At 43.7% G+C, this 18,253-nt stretch carries 20 protein-coding genes; 5 read left to right on the top strand and 15 right to left on the bottom strand.

Going from position 1 to position 18,253, the window contains the following annotated elements:
• Positions 1-22 precede the first annotated feature (22 nt).
• From ERJ70_RS06730 to dsdA, 7 genes are all read right to left on the bottom strand, one after another.
• Complete coding sequence (locus ERJ70_RS06730; RefSeq protein ID WP_209368103.1) at positions 23-793, bottom strand: sugar phosphate isomerase/epimerase family protein; 771 nt, start codon at positions 791-793, stop codon at positions 23-25.
• A gap of 20 nt (positions 794-813) precedes the next feature.
• Positions 814-1,671 carry a sugar phosphate isomerase/epimerase family protein gene (locus ERJ70_RS06725; protein ID WP_209368095.1) on the bottom strand — a complete coding sequence of 286 codons (858 nt, stop codon included), beginning with the start codon at positions 1,669-1,671 and terminating at the stop codon, positions 814-816.
• A gap of 54 nt (positions 1,672-1,725) precedes the next feature.
• A complete protein-coding gene (locus ERJ70_RS06720; RefSeq protein WP_209368094.1) occupies positions 1,726-2,886 on the bottom strand; it encodes a Gfo/Idh/MocA family protein in 1,161 nt (386 codons plus the stop codon).
• 54 nt (positions 2,887-2,940) lie between these two features.
• Positions 2,941-3,969, bottom strand: coding sequence for a Gfo/Idh/MocA family protein (locus ERJ70_RS06715; protein ID WP_209368093.1), 1,029 nt, complete (start codon positions 3,967-3,969; stop codon positions 2,941-2,943).
• A gap of 475 nt (positions 3,970-4,444) precedes the next feature.
• Positions 4,445-5,260, bottom strand: a complete 816-nt coding sequence (locus ERJ70_RS06710; protein ID WP_209368092.1) for a sugar phosphate isomerase/epimerase family protein — start codon at positions 5,258-5,260, stop codon at positions 4,445-4,447.
• A gap of 293 nt (positions 5,261-5,553) precedes the next feature.
• A complete protein-coding gene (locus ERJ70_RS06705) occupies positions 5,554-7,029 on the bottom strand; it encodes a M20 family peptidase (RefSeq protein WP_209368091.1) in 1,476 nt (491 codons plus the stop codon).
• Positions 7,030-7,202: 173 nt separating this feature from the next.
• Positions 7,203-8,528, bottom strand: a complete 1,326-nt coding sequence (gene dsdA / locus ERJ70_RS06700; protein WP_209368090.1) for a D-serine ammonia-lyase — start codon at positions 8,526-8,528, stop codon at positions 7,203-7,205.
• A gap of 787 nt (positions 8,529-9,315) precedes the next feature.
• On the opposite strand from dsdA, the gene ERJ70_RS06695 reads away from it, so the two are divergent.
• The 3 genes from ERJ70_RS06695 to ERJ70_RS06685 all read left to right on the top strand — a co-directional run bounded on the left by ERJ70_RS06695 (position 9,316) and on the right by ERJ70_RS06685 (position 11,861).
• Positions 9,316-9,963, top strand: coding sequence for an HAD family hydrolase (locus tag ERJ70_RS06695; protein ID WP_209368089.1), 648 nt, complete (start codon positions 9,316-9,318; stop codon positions 9,961-9,963).
• Between the two features lie 199 nt (positions 9,964-10,162).
• Positions 10,163-10,612 (top strand): hypothetical protein, encoded by a 450-nt coding sequence (locus ERJ70_RS06690; RefSeq protein ID WP_209368087.1) that lies wholly within the window; start codon positions 10,163-10,165, stop codon positions 10,610-10,612.
• 283 nt (positions 10,613-10,895) lie between these two features.
• Complete coding sequence (locus ERJ70_RS06685; RefSeq protein WP_209368086.1) at positions 10,896-11,861, top strand: N-acetylmuramoyl-L-alanine amidase family protein; 966 nt, start codon at positions 10,896-10,898, stop codon at positions 11,859-11,861.
• A gap of 56 nt (positions 11,862-11,917) precedes the next feature.
• Here the strand turns inward: ERJ70_RS06685 and ERJ70_RS06680 are convergent, their stop codons facing one another.
• From ERJ70_RS06680 to ERJ70_RS06665, 4 genes are all read right to left on the bottom strand, one after another.
• On the bottom strand, positions 11,918-12,694 hold the full coding sequence (locus ERJ70_RS06680; RefSeq protein ID WP_209368085.1) for a YibE/F family protein: 777 nt from the start codon (positions 12,692-12,694) through the stop codon (positions 11,918-11,920).
• Positions 12,691-13,833: a YibE/F family protein gene (locus ERJ70_RS06675; protein ID WP_209369177.1), complete on the bottom strand. Its 1,143-nt coding sequence runs from the start codon at positions 13,831-13,833 to the stop codon at positions 12,691-12,693. Before ERJ70_RS06675 ends, ERJ70_RS06680 begins: the two co-directional genes overlap by 4 nt.
• A 771-nt stretch (positions 13,834-14,604) precedes the next feature.
• Entirely contained in the window at positions 14,605-15,042 is a 438-nt protein-coding gene (locus ERJ70_RS06670) for a GNAT family N-acetyltransferase (protein WP_209368084.1), read from the bottom strand.
• A 46-nt stretch (positions 15,043-15,088) separates the two neighbouring features.
• Positions 15,089-15,226 (bottom strand): hypothetical protein, encoded by a 138-nt coding sequence (locus tag ERJ70_RS06665; RefSeq protein WP_209368083.1) that lies wholly within the window; start codon positions 15,224-15,226, stop codon positions 15,089-15,091.
• A 68-nt stretch (positions 15,227-15,294) separates the two neighbouring features.
• On the opposite strand from ERJ70_RS06665, the gene ERJ70_RS06660 reads away from it, so the two are divergent.
• Positions 15,295-15,567 (top strand): hypothetical protein, encoded by a 273-nt coding sequence (locus tag ERJ70_RS06660; RefSeq protein ID WP_209368082.1) that lies wholly within the window; start codon positions 15,295-15,297, stop codon positions 15,565-15,567.
• 374 nt (positions 15,568-15,941) lie between these two features.
• Here the strand turns inward: ERJ70_RS06660 and ERJ70_RS06655 are convergent, their stop codons facing one another.
• From ERJ70_RS06655 to ERJ70_RS06640, 4 genes are read right to left on the bottom strand one after another with little or no spacing between them, the layout of a single operon-like run.
• Positions 15,942-16,121 (bottom strand): H-type small acid-soluble spore protein, encoded by a 180-nt coding sequence (locus ERJ70_RS06655; RefSeq protein ID WP_209368081.1) that lies wholly within the window; start codon positions 16,119-16,121, stop codon positions 15,942-15,944.
• 47 nt (positions 16,122-16,168) lie between these two features.
• A complete protein-coding gene (locus ERJ70_RS06650; RefSeq protein WP_209368080.1) occupies positions 16,169-17,305 on the bottom strand; it encodes a zinc-dependent alcohol dehydrogenase in 1,137 nt (378 codons plus the stop codon).
• A gap of 25 nt (positions 17,306-17,330) precedes the next feature.
• Positions 17,331-17,690, bottom strand: a complete 360-nt coding sequence (locus tag ERJ70_RS06645; RefSeq protein WP_209368079.1) for a spore coat protein — start codon at positions 17,688-17,690, stop codon at positions 17,331-17,333.
• A 16-nt stretch (positions 17,691-17,706) separates the two neighbouring features.
• Positions 17,707-17,913: a spore coat protein gene (locus ERJ70_RS06640; RefSeq protein ID WP_209368077.1), complete on the bottom strand. Its 207-nt coding sequence runs from the start codon at positions 17,911-17,913 to the stop codon at positions 17,707-17,709.
• 135 nt (positions 17,914-18,048) lie between these two features.
• On the opposite strand from ERJ70_RS06640, the gene ERJ70_RS06635 reads away from it, so the two are divergent.
• Positions 18,049-18,252 (top strand): hypothetical protein, encoded by a 204-nt coding sequence (locus tag ERJ70_RS06635; RefSeq protein WP_209368075.1) that lies wholly within the window; start codon positions 18,049-18,051, stop codon positions 18,250-18,252.
• Position 18,253: the final 1 nt, after the last annotated feature.

Here is an 18,253-nt window from a genome sequence, read left to right as displayed (position 1 = left end):
GATATCTATGAAAAAAGGTACACTACGATGGATAAGCGAAAACTTCTGCTAGATATTTTCGGGCAGCATATAATTCACCAGACAGATTGGACCAATTGCATTCCACAGCTATGCTGCCGTCATATCCAGCCGCCGTCAAGCATTCCTTAAATTCATGGTACGGGTAGCTCCCAGTACCGGACGGCTTCCGGTCCGTGTCGGCCACATGGACATGCTTCAAATAATCTTTCGCCGTGATGATATTTTCTAATGGTTCCCTCTCTACCTCCATGTGATAAAAATCAGCCAGCACTTGAATCGATCGACGGTTGACCGACTTGGCTAATCGAACGGCCTCCGGAACGCTGTTAATAATATTGCTTTCCATCTGATTCAACGGCTCGATGACAATAGTCAAGCCGAGTGGTTCCGCATAATCTGCTGCTACATCAAGAAAACGGCCAATTTGTTCTTCCCCTTTCTGTCGCGAAAACCCTTCCGGCAATGAACGTGCAACACCGCTTCCAAAGACAACCTTTTCAGCTCCTATTTGCTTGACGCGAGGCATTGCCGCCTCCAGGTAACCGGCGATTGCCGCTTCATCTACTTCATTGCCGACTATTTTCAAAGTTCCCGGTAAAAAAATGTTACAGGACATTACTGGCAGCTTGATATCCCGACAGAATTGAGCCTGTTGGTCAATGATATCTGTTTGCTCTTCCATAAGGGAAACGACTTTGCATTCCAAGAAATCAAAACCTGCCTCTTTCACTAATTTGGCATTTTGGATATCGGTACAACAACCAATATTCATGACTCACCGTCCCCCTTTCCTTATATTTCGGTCAATAACTGCTTGATTCGGTTGATATTATGGGAAAGTGCCTCCCTCGTAGGAAACACGCCACTAAAATCTTCAAACCCGACATATCCGTCATATCCCACAGCTTTCAAATCAGTTAATACCTGCTTCCAGTCGACCACGCCATGCTCCAGCTGTGCCCATTTCACTTCCCACCCTATGCTTCCATCCGGATACTTCTGATTGATCTGCCAGCTTGCATTTTTGACCTGAACATGTGCCAGATAATCTCCCAGGACTTCCAATCCCATCCGATAATTTTCAAAGCCCTCATGCACCATATTGCCAGGGTCATATAACACGCCGATATGGCTGGGATCGAAATGACGGACCAACCGATAAGCCAGGCTTGCACTGGGCGTGATTGTCTGATGATGCGTTTCCACCAATCCCTTCACCTTGTACTGCTTGCACATTTCTTCCACTTCTTTCATGTACTGTACCGCCTTTTTATATAAGTCCTGGTACGTTTCCGTCCTGTCATACCGGGGAACACCAATCCTTATGGTGGTGGCTCCCAGTTTTTGAGCTGTCTGCAAAACCTTCTCCGTCGCTTGCATGTCATCTACATCAAGATAAGGGGTGACGCTGACTACTTCAATCCCTTTTTCTTCCGTTGACTTACGCAAACTCGCAAGTTCTTCATCGGTAACTTCAGGCTGCAAAGTACATTTGTTAAAACGCCAATAGCTCGGCTGTTCCCGTTTAAATGCTTCCGGGGTTTCCTTATACCGCCACTCTACTCCGTCATAACCTGTCTCCGCCAGACGTTCTATTAATTGTTTCGGCGTAAGGTCAGGTGTCATCACTGTAAATACAGAAAATTGCATTTCCTGTTCTCCCCCTTTTGACACATTTTTTGTTTCCCATGCTTCGTGTCCTAATTAATATGTTCCGTCTACATCAAGCCGGACATCGCCATCTGTACGCTTCTTCTCAGAAGTCGCAACCTTTTCCTTCAATATCTTGTAATAAGCCTCTTCATCTAAAGGCAGATTCACCCAGTCATCTTGCCACGCGGACATGTGCATGGCATTGGATAGCGTAAGCCCTTTGATTCCTTCTGTACCGGGAGCCAAAAGGGGCTCTCCTTTTAATATGGCATTAATAAAATTTTGGGTGATACCTCGGTGTGCAGTTTCTTCCCCCGCTATTGGGATCTCTACTTCCCAGCATTCCGGTGCCCCAAATCCACCCTTATAAGTCCGGTTGAATTCAGGCTCGGGAACCCGCAGCCGCCAAAACCGGAGCCGGCCGTCTTCCACTACCAGTTTGCCTCTGTCCCCAGCAATTTCAAGCCTGTTTGTTCCTGGCGCTTCTCCTGTTGTTGTGATAAAAACACCGGTCGCTCCATTTTCATACTCGGCAAATGCGGTGACCTCATCTTCCACTTCGATGTCCCGGTATTTACCGAAATAACAAAAAGCACGTACTCTTTCTGGCATCATGCCGGTCATCCATTGCCATAAATCGAGCTGGTGAGGACACTGATTGATCAGCACTCCTCCTCCTTCCCCCGCCCAGGTTGCCCGCCAGCCGCCGGAATCATAGTAGCTCTGTGAACGATACCAGTTGGTAATAATCCAATTGATCCGGCGAATTTCCCCAAGTTCTCCTGCTTGAATGACATCACGCAGCTTTTGATAAAGCGGATTGGTCCGCTGATTAAACATCATGGAGAATACCTTTCCACTTTCTTCAGATGCCCGATTCATCTCCCGTACTTGGCTCGTATAAACACCTGCCGGTTTTTCACACAGTACGTGAAGCCCTCGACGAAAGGCTGTTATCGCCAACCTGGAATGCTGATAATGTGGCGTGGCGATTAGAACGGCATCAACCAAACCAGAATCAAAAAAGGCGTCTTCTTCCGAATATACAGAAATCTCTTCCTCTAGTTGACTTTCCAGCCATTTGGCACGCTCCTCATTCGTATCCAGAACAGCGGTTAATTTAGCCCCCTGAACAGTATTTTCCTGCAGGTATTTCGCATGGGCACTTCCCATGTTTCCAACCCCGATGATTCCGATACGTACTTGCTCCATCTTCATTCATCCTTTCCTTGATCAGTTTGCTAGCAGCCGCAGTTTTAATGAAAATTATTTTGTTAAATCGACCGGAAGACCCGTCGTATTCGATTGATAGATTGCCAATATCAACTTCAGTGCATAACGGCCATCCTCTAATGATATGAATGGATTGTGGTCCTCCCGGATAGCTTGTACAAAGTCCTTCACGCAATGCTTGTGCCCGATACCGTAAACACTGGCAGGATTCTCCTTTTGCAAAGCGAGCACTTGGTTTTCTTCCTGCTGAAAATCCCGGCCAAACCGCCATTTTTCTATACGATTTGCAGCATTCCCTCCAATACAAACCATTCCATTCTGACCAAACAAATTGAGACCTGCACCTAAATCAGAAGGAAAAACGGTAGTAGTTCCATCGACGATTCCTAACGTTCCACTTTCAAATTCCAGCATGGCTATCCCCAAGTCTTCCATTTCGAGTCTATGCTGACTGGTTGCAGTCCTGCCAGTTACCCGTTTAACTGGTCCCATGAGCCAGACGAGTAAGTCTATGGTATGAATTGCCTGATTCATCAGAACGCCATCAGCCATAGCCTTTGTTCCACGCCAAGCGTCCTGATCATAGTAATCCTGTTCCCGCCGCCAACGGATATAGGCGGTTCCATAGGTCAACTTGCCGAAGCGCTCTTCCTGCAAAGCACGTCGGGTGGTCAGTATCGCTTCGTTAAATCGATTTTGTTGAACCACTGTCGCTTTCACACGGTGCCGCTTGGCCGTCTTGATGATGCGATCGGCTTCCTCCAAGGTAGGGGCAAGCGGTTTTTCGATCATGACATGCTTTCCCGCTTCCATTGCTCTTACAGCCATTTCTGCATGCAAACCATGTGGGGTGCAAATATTCACCACATCTACAGCCGGGTTACGGAGCATCGCTTCAAAATCGGTATAAACGTTTTCGACCTGATAATGATCTGCATATTTCCGAATTCTGTTATGGTCGATATCACATAAAGCGTATAAATTCGCATGGTCCGCTTCCGCAATAGCTTCTGTATGTACTCCGGCTACACGTCCGCACCCCACAACTCCAAAATTGATCACTGTTATCGCCCCTTTTATAAAACGCTTCCATTTTTTAGTTCTTCCTTGCACATAAAGTTTTCCTATTCTCGAAAAGACGTTTATTCTATAAGTAAATTACTGCAACCTACTTCGTCTTCTAAAAACCATGAGGGCTTGGCATCGCTACGGCAGAAAACCTTGCTTTCTCGGCTTCAGTCTATTCAGAGGCAGACAAGCTCCTACCGGGCTACGACTCCTGCTGTTGCACAATTCTGCCTGCGCTGACAGTCCCTTATTCTGATAAATTTTGTTACACGAGAACTCCTACTTCCCTGCTTTGCGGGAAGCGTGTTTTACAAAACTTTCCCTCAATAGATTATCCCTATCATATAAAAAACAAATAAATCCGTCTTATTAATCTAAGAACGGATTTCTTAATTTCGGAAGTAATTTAATTACCCTGTCGATTGCCTTTTCTCCTTTTTGTATGGTCCTTTTCCAGGGCCAGCCTGTTTCATTCCATTTCTCTCATAAACGCTGCGTATTGGGGAAGGGCCACTTCGGGTTCTTCAATGTCCGGCCACCATACTTTTTCCCATTCCAATGTATAATAGCCATCGAACCCTTTCGTTTGGAGCAACTGAAAAATCCGCTGTAGTGGCACATCCCCTTCTCCCATCAGACAAAGCTGATACCCCTTTTCATTATTACTGCTTTTGTAAGAATCCTTCCAATGTGTGTACCGAATATGTCCGCCAAGTGTCTCCCATGTCTGTTCCGGTGTTTCGCCAGCTATCCGGTATGGGTGGTGGACATCCCACAAAACTTGCAAATAAGGGGAACGGGCACGCTGCAGAACTTCTTCTACATAGCCGCACGCCGTCCAATCATCATGCGTTTCCAGCAGCAACGTTACTTGATACTCCTCTGCAATCGCCAGCATTTCCTTAAGATTTCGTTCGAGTCTATCCAGTGCCTGTTCCCTTGCAATGTCACCGATGATTCCTCCAAACACACGAATGTAAGGAGTCTGGAAAAAGTGGCATAGTTTTGCATACTCCTTCAACTCATTCAGGTAAGTCTGAAATTGCTCTGCTGATTTAGTATATAACCTGACAGAACTGGAGAAACAGGGGATTTCGAGACCTGCATGATTAAATTTTTGTTTGGTTTCCTCCCGCTGGCTGGAAAACGCAGGCGTGCGAAAGATGTCCATTTCTCCTTGGAACCCCCGAAAATCTATGCCTTGAAATCCATTTTCAACTGCGTAATTGATCATGGTATCTAAATCCCATTGCGGGCAGCCTAGTGTGGTAAAGGCAAGCTTCATCGAATGGGCACACTCCTCTCGATTAGAGTCTGACATACAGCAAAAAATTTTATCATTTCTATCTATTTTTTTCTTTTCTTTGATGAAAACGGTGATAAAAACTAATCTCAAAAATCAAGAAACCTATTACCAAAGCACCAAGGTACGGTGAAGGTGAATCTATCCAAAGAAATACTAGCGAAGCTGCCAAACTAGCAATCACACCGACCAGAATCGGTACCCTCCAAAGACCTCTTTTCATGACTGGTTCACACCCTTTTTCCTGATTATTTACTGAACACTTCTATAATATCCTATTGATCCCCTGCCTGTTTATCGGCGGTTTTTATGATTTCCCGGTAAAAAGAAATGGCATGAAAATAATTATCGATACTGATATGTTCATTGCTTCCGTGCATACGGTTCAAATCTTCCGCAGTAATCAAAACCGGCAAAAAGCGATACGTATTGTCGGCGATTCCATCGTAATGCCTGGCGTCTGAACCCGCAAACATTAAATAGGGAGCGATAACCGCATCCGGATACGCATTCCGTGCAGCCTGCTGGATGGTCTTAAAGTGCCAGTTGTCAACGGAAGAGACGGAAGATGCTTCATTTCCGGTTACACTCACATGGACGAGGTCATCGTCAATGGTTTCCTCAATAAAAGACTGTACATCTGCTAAAGAATCACCCGGCATGACACGCAGATTGACTACCGCCGATGCTTTTTCTGGTAGGGCATTGTATTGCTCGCCTGCCTGGAAAATGGTCGGGGCGATTGTCGTGCGAAGCAGGGCGGCGGTAGCCGGTTTTTCCAACAGAATCGATTCGATTACTGGTTCAAATATGGCCTGATTGGCAAAAATATATTTCATTGCTCCTTTCATCTCAGGAGCAGTATAGGCTAATAGCTCCTCAGCGGGGCCTTGCAGATCAGCCGGGAATTGTGCTCTTTCCAGTTTGGTGATTGCCCGTGCAATCCTGCCGATATTGGTTCGATTTTCTGGCTGTGAGGAATGCCCTCCGCTTCCTTCGGTAGAAAGTTCGGCTGTCGCCATCCCTTTTTCAGACAAGCCAACCACGCCAACCGGATTATCTAAGCCCGGGACCATTCCATCGATGATGGCTCCTCCTTCATCGAGAATAAATTCAAACTTGATGTTCCTCTGCTTCAATTCTTCCGCAATAGCCTGCGCCCCCTTCTCACCGCCGACTTCTTCATCAAAACCAAACAAAAGATAAACATCCCGTTCTGGTTGAAAGTCTTCGGACAGTAGGTTTTCGACAGCTTCAAGGATACCTATTACTCCGATCTTGTCATCAAGCGTCCCCCTCCCCCAAATCTTTCCATCCACCACTTCCCCACTAAACGGGGACTGACCCCAAGCTGTTTCTGTCCCTTCTAATACAGGGACTACGTCATAATGTGCTGTGAGGCCGATTGGTTCTTTTGTTTCTTCACTGCCTTGCCACCTATAAATAAGTCCATATTCGTTGACCTTATCAAGATGCAGTTGCTCATGGACGAGCGGGTAGCTTTCCTCCAGGAAACCGAGAAAACCATCAAATTCGGAATAACTGAATTGGCTGTAATCTTGGTGAGAAATGGTAGGATAGGTAATCGCCTTCGAAAACCTGGCAACCGCATCCTCTTCAGCCAGGTCGATCTTTATCGGATGTGGTTCAGGTTGTTTGCTGGTCAAGGTGATAGTTTTGAAACCGGTTACAATGAAGAACAAAACAAAAAATGCTGTTAGTCCAAGCAAAAACATTTTCCATCTTTTCATCCTAAACCCCCTGATTTTTTCGACTTCTGCTCTTTGTCTATGTTTTCATCTTACCTTCATCTCGTAGTTTATTCCATAATATGTTTGTTATTAAGTAGCCATTCCTCCGTAAAACAAGCTCCTGCAGATATGTGTCCACAGGAGCCCTTTTCAAAACGCTTGTTATACGAGGGTTATTTGCTTTCAGCAAGCTGCTTACCTTTCTGATAAATCATTTCCCGTTCAGAATCAGGGACTAACGCTCCCCCTGTCGCCCAAGCGACGTGGACTCCATCCGGCGCTTTGTGTGATAAACGGGAATCTTCCTGAATCCGATTTGGCCCTGATAATCCAGCCGCTGCCGAAGGTTCCAAAAAAATGCCTTCCTGGTTCCAAAGCTCATAAGTCAACTGATAAAAAATGTCGTCGTTTTCTGTATAAATACTACTTACCGTATGTTGACTGACAGAAGAGGCGAACCTGGATGGCCTTCCCACCGCAAGACCGTCCGCAGCAGTACGGTTATCCAAATCAAAATCCTGAACAGATATACCTTCATGAAGACCTGTCATTAGTCCAAGCAATACTGCCGGTGCATGAGTCGGTTCGACAAAAACACAGTGAACCAACCCACCGAACAACTGCTTTAAACCATAAGCAATACCACCCGGTGCTCCGCCGACACCGCAAGGTAAATAAACGAAAAGTGGGTTTTGTTCACTGATGAAAACATTCTCTGCATCCAGCTGTTGTTTTAGTTCAGCTGCTGCTACGCTATAGCCCAGAAACAAATCTTTGGAATCTTCATCATCGATAAAATAAGCAGCTGGATCTGCTTCTGTCTGCTGTCTGCCTTTAGTGATTGCCTCACTAAAATCGCCTTTATATTCATGAACTTGAGCACCATGTTTTCGCAGCAAATCCTTTTTCCACTGTTTGGCATCGCTCGACATATGAACATGCACCTCAAATCCAAGCGCCGTTCCGACAATACCTATACTGAGAGCTAAGTTGCCGGTCGAGCCAACTCCAATAGAATGTCTGCTAAAAAACTGTCTGCAGGCCGGGGAAGTAAGCGCACGATAATCATCTGACTGCTTAAGCAATCCTTCTTTAAGCGCCAGAGATTCCGCATGTTTAAGCACCTCATACATACCGCCTCTGGCTTTGATCGATCCTGCCACCGGCAGCTGGTTGTCACACTTCAGATAAAAGGGACTGTCTTCTTTAAGCACATTCGAACAGGCTTCCTTGTACCTGTCAAGCCTGCGAAGCGGGGAGACAACCTTCCCTTCCGTATCCTGCAAGGTAGGGAAAAGTTCTTTTAATAAGGAAGCAAAACGCTTCCATCTTTCCGCTGCATCGGTAATATCATCTGCTTTTAACTTCTCCATACCCAGAAGGTCTTCCCGGACCCCTGGGTTCTCCCAGTATACCGGCTGATATTGTTTGATTTGTTCTAGTAAAGGAAACTGTTGAATCCAGTCATTAATCGTCTTTCCAGCAATCTGTCTATTCATTTGCCACCCTCCTATTCTCTATACTAATCTAATGCCTTTCCAGGTTTCATTTCAAACGTATAACGTATGTAGGGGCAATTTCATCGTTAGAGAAAAAATCCGAACATCGAACCTTTAGACGATTCCAAAGAATGGCTGGTCTTATACTTCTATTTTTTCTACGCCAGTTATCTAGTTTGCAAGAAATTTTAACAAGTCTAGCAGGAGTTTTTTATAGATTGTAAGCATATGCTTGCCTTCCTCCAATTGCATTTTCAATGCCTATAGGAAATGCTTTTCTTCGTTCCCTCGTTCATTTTGAACTTCATCAACCGGATGAAGTGCACTTTGCTCGTTTCTTCCGCTTACTTTGAACTTCATCAACCGGATGAAGTGCACTTTGCTCGTTTCTTCCGCTTACTTTGAACTTCATCAACCTTGTGAAGTGCACTTTGCTTGTTTCTTTCGCTTACTTTGAACTTCATCAACCTTATGAAGTGCACTTTGCTTGTTTCTTTCGCTTACTTTGAACTTCATCAACCGGATGAAGTGCACTTTGCTCGTTTCTTCCGCTTACTTTGAACTTCATCAACCGGATGAAGCGCTTTTCTCTGTCCTTTTATGGCTCAAACGTCCGAAGGGAAGATAGAGGATAACTTCGGCTTGGCGACTATTGATTGTTAGGTTAGCATAGCAGTGGTAGCCAATTTCATTCCTATGTCACTTTTTTCTATACCATTTTTCGGGTATAACATCAAAGACCGGAACAGACGATAGCAGAAAGAAAATAGAAGAAAGGATGGAAACAATGAAAGCAATCATCTTCGATTTTGACGGCACACTCGCTAACACACTCCCCGTCAACATTTTCGGATTTCAAGAGGTTTTTAAAAAATTTGATCAAAAAGACTATTCGAAAGAGGAAATCAAAGAAATGTTCGGGCCGCCCGAGCCGGAATTAATCGAACAAAATCTGCAGAGCAATGATGTTAAAGAAGCTGTCTCTTATTATTACCAACAGTATGAAGAAAATCACAACCGGTTGGTCGATAAGAATCAGGAGATTGACCAGCTGCTTTCCAGATTAAAAGAGCGAGGATTGAAACTGGGAGTCGTTACTGGTAAATCCCGAAAAAGCTTTGAATATTCTCTAGCAGAATTGGATATGAAGAAATATTTCGATGTATTGATCACAGGAGATGACGTCAAGGAAGCCAAACCCGCGCCAGAAGGAATACAGCAAGCTTTGAAAAACGTACATGTTGCTCCCGACGATGCGATGTATATCGGGGACAGTGATGATGATATGAATGCTGGTAAAGAAGCGGGCGTTCACATCGGGGCGGCGAAATGGCTGCCCGAATACCAGTCCTCGGAATATTCAGTAGAGCCTGAAGCAGTATTCCGGGAAATTTCTGATTTGATTGATTTCCTGGAAAAGAACAATAATGAATAGTCTGTTTTTATAGCCTAATAATGGCTTTTTCAGGTTTTCAAGCGGGGCTAGTTGATTTACAATGTCTATTTTCCGATTAGATGGGTAAAAACACTCGAATAGAAAAGTTTCCAAAAAATCCAACCAAACATTCATCTGCATAATCTTACCTGCTTTAGGGGAAGGCTACCTTCGACAAAACCAAAAGGAGATGATTCCCTTGAAGCAGCTTTTTTGGATTGCCTTACTAGGACTCGGGCTGTACTATTACCTTGGTGAGGACGCGCAGGAACAACAGCAGGAAGCCGGACCGGCGGAAACGGTACCAGTAGAAAAGGTTACTTCCATCGACGCACAAAGCGAGAGGAAAATTGCAGACGGTGTGGAGAAAGTACTTGGCGTCCTCGATGAGCTGGTTTCTATCGTTACAAATCAACCTAATCAGACAGAAACCATAAACAAACTAGGTAAAAACCTTTCCGAGAAATGGGACAAAATCGAAAAATCAGTGGAAACAAACTTTCCAGACGAATACAAAAACATTGAAGATAGTCTCTATCCTTTGATTGCGTATGCACAAAACCAAACACCTGATATCGAACAAATCAAACAGTTGAGTTCAGAAGTAAAAGAAAAACTGACAGCTTTCAAGCAAAAATTGTCATCCTGAGGCAGAGAAGAAATTCCCGCAAAGACCTTGTTTGGGTCCGTGGAGAATTTCTTCTTTTTTGCTACCCTTTTTCAGGGAAATTCATCCGTCTTCTCCCCCCTATCTATTTTCCTAGTCATCCCTACCTTTCTTACTATTTTTCCGTTGGAAGTACTATTTTGCTAGATATTTCACTATAAATAATAGAAAGAATGTTTAAAAGGATTGCAGACTGGGTATGCTGGAGGAATATCGTGCTAGACAGCTGAGGCAGGAAAATAGTTTGATAGGAAGGGGTTTTTTGATGAACCGATTAATTACTTTAACAGCAGGCGCAGTCTTGCTGCTTCTCTCCTTGTTGCTCGCTCCATCTGTTATGGCAGCAGATAACGAGACTTATATGGTTGACGTGGAAGATGGTTCTTCCCTTTTAATCCGTGATGAGCCTACCAGCAGTGGAGAAGTAGTCGGAAAACTCCAGAATGGAGATCAAGTCACCGTGTTCGATGAAGCCTATGGCTGGGTAAAAACCTATTATGACAACCAAGTAGGCTGGGTAGCTTCGCAATATCTTTTCCCGATGGAACAGAATCATGATTCTTTACATAAACGCAAGCAGACAGCAATGTACAAGAAACAAAGTGTCAGCAGTTTGACAGAAAGAAAAGTACAAAAACAGGATTCTGTCGCTATTAAGAATGGACAGGAACAAAGCCAAACAGTCGAGCCACTGACAGGTTATACGATCGTTCTGGATGCAGGGCATGGCGGTAAAGATCCTGGCGCAATCGGGATCGATGGAACCTATGAAAAAGATTTGACATTGGCGACGGCTTCCAAAGTGGCCAAAAACCTGAAGGCAAGCGGCGCCACCATTATCATGACTAGAAATGATGATACGTATATTTCACTGGAGAAGCGGATTAAAATCAGCAATCGTTCCGATACAGACGCTTTTATCAGTTTTCACTACAATTCTTTTCCTATTGAGACAGTCGGCGGCATCAGTACCTATCACTATACCGAAGATGAAGATTTGGAGTTGGCAGAAAACATTCAATCTGGGATAATGGACCACGTCTCTCTTAAGGACAATGGAACAAAACAAGCAGACTATCGTGTACTTAAGAAAAATAGCGATTTGTCGGTCTTGATTGAACTTGGGTTTGTCTCCAATCCAGCAGAGCTTGGGGAAATCAAAACCGAAACTTATCAGGATAACGTGGCCGCTGGCATAAGCGAAGGAATTCAGCACTATTTCAGCCACTAACAAAACAAACCCTCCGGTTTTTTCCGGAGGGTTTGTTGTTCGACCATCTTTTAAACCTATTGGGAGGCCTCACGCTTCTTTTTTGTCCGTACTAACGCAAGAGCGGTAACCCAGGAAGTGATCGGAATGACGATAGCCACTCCCATTCCCGCACAGAGTATGCCGATCATTTCTTCCGCGAACACCTTGGAGTTGATAATTTCGCCAAGTGAATATGCCAAATCTTTATACCAAATCAACAATGCCAAATAGCCTCCCATGAAAGCAAAGAAAACCGTATTCGTATTGGTCCCCAAAATGTCCCTGCCGATGCTTAGACCAGAAACAAACAGCTCTTTCCTGCTCATCGAGGGGTTATGGTAAAATATTTCCCGCATTGGAGAGGAAATCGAAATGGCCACATCCGTTATTGCGCCGATTGTACTCATAATGATCACAGAAGCTGCAATCTTTACAAAGTCCACCCCTATATGCATCGTAAATACGTAAAGTTCCCCCATTTCTTCTTCACTGAATCCTTGAATCATCGATCTATCCGTCAGGAAGACAATAAAAAAGATTAACAGGACAATGGTGATAACCGTAGACACAAAGGCCGTTTTGGTCGTAATGTTGACTTTATTAATAAAAAAGAGCGTGATACAACTAATAAGGGTACTGGCAATGATCGTCAAAATAACCGGATCGTTATCACGTCCAAGCATCATAAACAAGATAATAATCAGCACACCAAAGTTCAACATGATGGCGAAAAAGGATCGTGCTCCCTTTTTTCCTCCAATGCCAATCATCAATAAAAACAGTATCGCTGCCAGCCAAACTAAAGTGTTCATGATTTCGCCCGCTTTCGATTAACAAAAAATATTGCTGTATAAAGCCCGATTGGAATGGTCAGTACGATTCCTATGCCACCAGCTAAAGCCCGGGCCAATTCCAGGGAAAGATTCATGGAAAACGTGTAAGATACTGGGTACTCGTTTTTCAAATATAAAATCATGGTCGGAATCGAGCCGCTGATATAAGCAAAAAACAGGATGTTGGTCATCGTGCCCATAATATCTTTTCCAATTTCCATCCCAGAAGTTTTAAGCGCTTTGACTGCAATGTCAGTTTTCTTCTCATATAACCCAAAAATGGAGGAAGACATTGTAATCGCCACATCCATGACGGCTCCTAAAGAACCGATCAATATACCTGCCATGAACACCATTTGCGGCGGACGTGTTAAAAAGCCCATCTCCTCGTAACGAAGACCTTTTTCAGAAGTGATCCACATAACCAAATACGTAATCAGCAAGGAGGTTAATGTTCCTAATAGGGTTGCAGCTATCGCCGCGTACGTTTTTTCGTTGAATCCGTTGACAAGTAATAAAGAAGTTAAGGTGAATAAAACAACACTGCAGGCGCACATCAACAGCAAGCCGAAATTTGCGTACTGGATATACATATCTAAGGCATAAGAAATTAACACAGCATTGATGGCTAAGCTTATGACAGAATACAACCCTTGTTTTTTTCCAACTAGCAATAAAATGAACACAAACACCCACGCAACAAGCACGATGTACTTGTCTCGTTTAACATCCAAGATGGTTCCGGTCAACTCGGCGTGTGCGTTTGCATTATCAGGATCGATGGACACAAACAAATCGTTCCCCACACGATATTCCTGACTATAAGTAGCCGAAGCAGAATACTCATTCGTTAAGTGAAGTTCCTCCCCTTTGTTAGCACCATTCATTATTTCTGCTACAACCTCTTGTGTAAAGACTTCATCCTTATTACCATGTTCAGCTGTTACTTCTTCTTTATCAACAAGGTTTGTTTCCGTCACTTTGGCGATCGGTCGATCGTAGAAGGAATAGTTATGATAAACGAAAAATATCGAACAAGTAACAAGCAGTACTAGCAAAACCGCAACCAAAACATGTTTATATGTAAGTTTTTTCCTTAACGTTTCCAACCTGTCCATCATACTACCTCCTACATTCTAAACGGCATCTCGTGTAAGAGGGCATTTCCGTTTTTTCTCAGAGAAGATAAAACGTGAAACTTTCTATCTTTGCACAGGATACCCTTTCTACAGGGAAAGAATGAAATTAGCATAACAGGCAAACTTTCAAGCAGTCAAGTTAACGCTAAATCCCGGTGAACAGGTTATGAAAGTGACTTCTTGCTATCTCTTCTAGCATTTCGGAAGACATCAGCTGGCACCGTTTCCTATAATCAGGGTAGGATGTCATTGCTAGCCCGCCAGCTTTCTTGAACGCCGAACTGCTCTCCTGCAAGGAAAGAGACATCCCTGTGAACAAAATCATCAAAAAGACATGCAGAACTCTTTCCCATCACTTTTGGAAGCTGCCGATCCTAAACGTGGCATGAAATTTTTTTAATGATCATACGAAATCACCACTTTTCTCCTAAAAGCTGGAACTGAAATAGAAATCGAGGTAAAATGAAATCAATAACGAATGGAGGGAAGTCTTACCTATGATCGATCGCAAAACAAGACTGATTTTTGGATCAGTGTTTTTGTTAGCAAGCGGCTTCTTATACACAATGGAACGGTTAAACCGTTATATCTATTGGTTCGCACAAACTTCTAGTGGCGAATTCCCTACAAACCCGGACATGCACCCCATATACCATAATTTTTTTATTCCCGGATTTTTGTTGATCAGTATTCTGTTTTTTATTTGGTATTTCTATGAGTCCTGGCAAGACAACAATTAATCGATACTACTTATAACTCCCTATTCATCGTAATCGTCTTTTCTGTAAATCCCATCTTTTGATAAAGTTCAATCGCTCTGTTTTGTGCATGAACACTCAAGCGTACTTCCGGATATCCCGCACTCTTAAGTTGATCACAGACAGCATTCAGCAATTGTTCGGCAATCCCTTTTCCTCTATAACCGGGGAGGACAAACAGCTCATAAACAAAGCCGAATGGCCTGTCTGTAAAGGAATCCTTGCCCTTCCCTACTAAACTCCATCCAAGCAATTGGTCTTGTTCAAAAGCAGCCCAATAACATCCACCTTTTTGCAGAACAGACTCAATCAGCTTTTTCGCCTTATCTGTATCAGGTGCTGATTCTCCTACTGTTCCCTCTTGTACCGCTTGTGGAGACAACGACAAAATCAACTCCTGTTCAGACTCGTCAGGTTTTCTTATTTCCATCTTTTGTTTCTCCTTTGTGCTTATTTCAATAGTCGACCTTGCCACCTTACACCATAAAATCCTTCTGTACTGGGTTTTGTTCGTTGACACTCAGGATAGTTTCTATCTTAGCATAACCTTCATCACTTCGTACCAATCGCATTTGTTTTGTCTTCAGATTCGAGATCATTAATTTTCCGCCCATTACGGATTTCCTAATATATGTTAAACTAAATCTATCATCAGAATAAGCGTTAGGTAAGGAGGGGTAGATTGCTTCCGATTATTCTCACCATACTCACGGTGATTGCACTAGTTTTTTCTATAAGCGTCAACATAAAGAAAAGAAGAAAAGCAAAGGTAACCGGAATAAAGACCGCCTTGACATCCATTTGCTTTTATTTGATTGCTGTCACACAGCTGTTAGGTTACTGGTTGGATTTTTTGGGTAACATCAGCTGGGTGATTACTTTGTTGTTATTGATAGCAGGAGCCTATTTCACGAAATATCTACCGGTCAAAGAAGATGGCGAGATACAGTTATAGCCATGGACAAAAAAACAAACCAAAACAAGCAGTGCAAGTGTTGAATGTAAACAAACCAGCTGGACAGTACTTATGCCGAAATTCAAACAGCTTGATCAAAGCAAAAACCGAACGATGATTCGAACTCGTTCGGTTTTTTTGTTCATATAAAGCGTGAATGAACTTTCTATTTAGAAAGAACACTCCGGCAAAGTATTTCACTTTCTGAGGAAGTTGAAGCATGGGAAGCGCAGTAGCTTGGTGTAGCAAGGAGGTGCACTCAAACAACAGGGTAAGAGTTTGCTTTCATTCGCTGTTTCTTCATATCGTTATCAATTGTTCATACTTCCTACCCATGTCATCGTCCGATTTTGCAAGTAGATTTATTGAATGCTTTACTGTTCTAACAAGTCTTCCACCTGAACACTTTGTTTTGTTTCTGGGTTATCAAGCGGATGGACGGTCGCCATTCCTGCTCCTTGGTCGACGTGTTCAATATAGACTTTTCCACCATTGTATGTGACATCGATCATAGCATCGGATGAGGTGATTTCCTGCGCACGGTGTGCATCCATAAGCGTAACCTCCTTTCCTTTTATTATAGAATGCCAACAAATCAGCATTAAGGTCTCAAAACCACTTTAATACAGTCTTCCGTCTTCGTATCAAATATTTCGTAACCATGTTTTGCTTCATTCAGTGGCAATGTATGCGTAATAATATCGCTTATATCAACCTTCCCCTGTGAAATAAGGTCGTGTAAGTACGGCATATAATGAATGACAGGCGCTTGTCCGCTCCTTATAGAAACATTCCGCTGAAAAATATCCCCAAAAGGAAAAGCATTATACCGGCTGGAATAAACACCCGTGACCTGGATATTCCCACCTTTTCGTACAGCCTGACTTGCCATTACCAAAGCCCCCATCGAGCCGCCTTGCAATTTCAGGCCAGTAGCGAGAAATTCCAGGTCGGTCATCTTCCCGTCCATCCCTACACAATCAATCACCACATCCGCACCGCCTTTGGTTATTTCATGAAGATAGGCGCCGGCATTTTGATGGTCTTCAAAGTTGACGACTTCCACTCGATTGGTGCGCTTGGCATGTTCCAGTCGATAACCGACATAGTCAACGGCGATTACCCTCTTTGCTCCTTTTAGCCAGGCAAACTTCTGAGCCAACAGCCCGATCGGACCGCAGCCCAAAATAACGACTGTATCGCCTTCTTTCATGCCGGAGTTATCGACACTCCAGTAAGCTGTGGTACCGGCATCGGAGAGTAACACCAGGTTATCGTCGTTCACTTCACTATCCTCCGGAATTTTGAAGGGGGTGAAGTTTCCATATGGAACACGCATGTATTCCGCTTGACCGCCAGGATAGCCTCCTGTGGTCCCCGAGTAACCAAAATAGGCACCCATCTCCCCATTATCATTGGCGTTATCGCACTGGCTTTCCAGTTGGTTTTCACAAAACCAGCACTTCCCACAGCTGACATTGAACGGCACCACGACACGGTCGCCTTTTTTCACATTCGTAACCTCCGGCCCTGCTTCTTCCACAATTCCCATTGGTTCATGTCCGATGATGTAATTTTCCTGGGTGTTCGGGATCATGCCATGAATCAAGTGTAGATCGGAGCCGCAAATGGCGGTATGGGTCAGTTTTACAATGACGTCGTCAGCCTTTTGTATTTTAGGAGCTTCGACGTCTTTGACGGCAACATTTTTCACTCCTTGGTATGTTACTGCTTTCATGGTGTCTATCTCCTCCGTTATTTTCTTATTGCGGCGGTGTTGGGAACAACCCTTTTCGATTATTGTTTTCCGGGAAGAGGTCCAGTCCAGCTATATCGACCGCCGTCTGGGCGGACTTCAAATCAAGCATTTGCTGTTCAGCTACATCATACGGATGAAACCACTTTTTCCTTACCAGCAAATTAGTGATTTCTTCCTGAAAATCAAGGGCAGCTTCCATTTGATTGCGGATGGTCGTCCTGACCTCCGGACTGGCAGCCTCTGTCAAAGCTACAGAATAGTTACGTATGGCTTCTTTGATTGTAATAAGCAAGTCTAGCGCTATCGCTGAATCGATTTTCTCCGGCATGCCAACCGAATTGATTGGATCTAAGTAATCATTCATTTGTTACACCCCATTTTTACTGTGTCTTTGCGTATGGATAAAGACGCTGAAGCTGTTTGATGTCCATAATCGACAGTTGGACGTTTTTTTCCAGCATAGCGCGAAGATCCTGATCAAACACGATTCCTTGCATCATTTTGGACTTCAGCAAGGCCACGGTCTTTAGATTCAATAGTTCATGCAGATCCATTGTTTCATGAAAAGCTAAGTCTTCCTGTCCCATCGGAATCCTCCTAAAATGTATTGAACTAATTGATATTTTGTCTCAATCCAGGAAGTCTATGCACAACTGCTCCAACGAATAATTTCGAGGAAAGAAAGCAATCTAATAAAAAAGCAGATGATTGGATGTGAACAAATGTCAGATCAATTAGCGCTCCATGAACGATTAGAACTGCATGAAATAATTACCTTCAAAAATTTGTGTCTGACAAAGTCGGCCACCATGCACGGACTGGTAGGATGTGATCAGCTGAAGTCGATTTTGGAAAGGGATGTCAGCGAGGGGAAAGTGCATGTAGAACAATTGAATCAGCTGTTAAAACAAAAGAGGAGGAATTAAC

This window comes from Sediminibacillus dalangtanensis, from assembly GCF_017792025.1.
Classification (GTDB): Bacteria; Bacillota; Bacilli; order Bacillales; family Amphibacillaceae; genus Sediminibacillus; species Sediminibacillus dalangtanensis.
The sequence above is the reverse complement of the archived record's forward strand: the minus strand, read 5'-3'. Positions and strand labels throughout refer to the sequence as shown.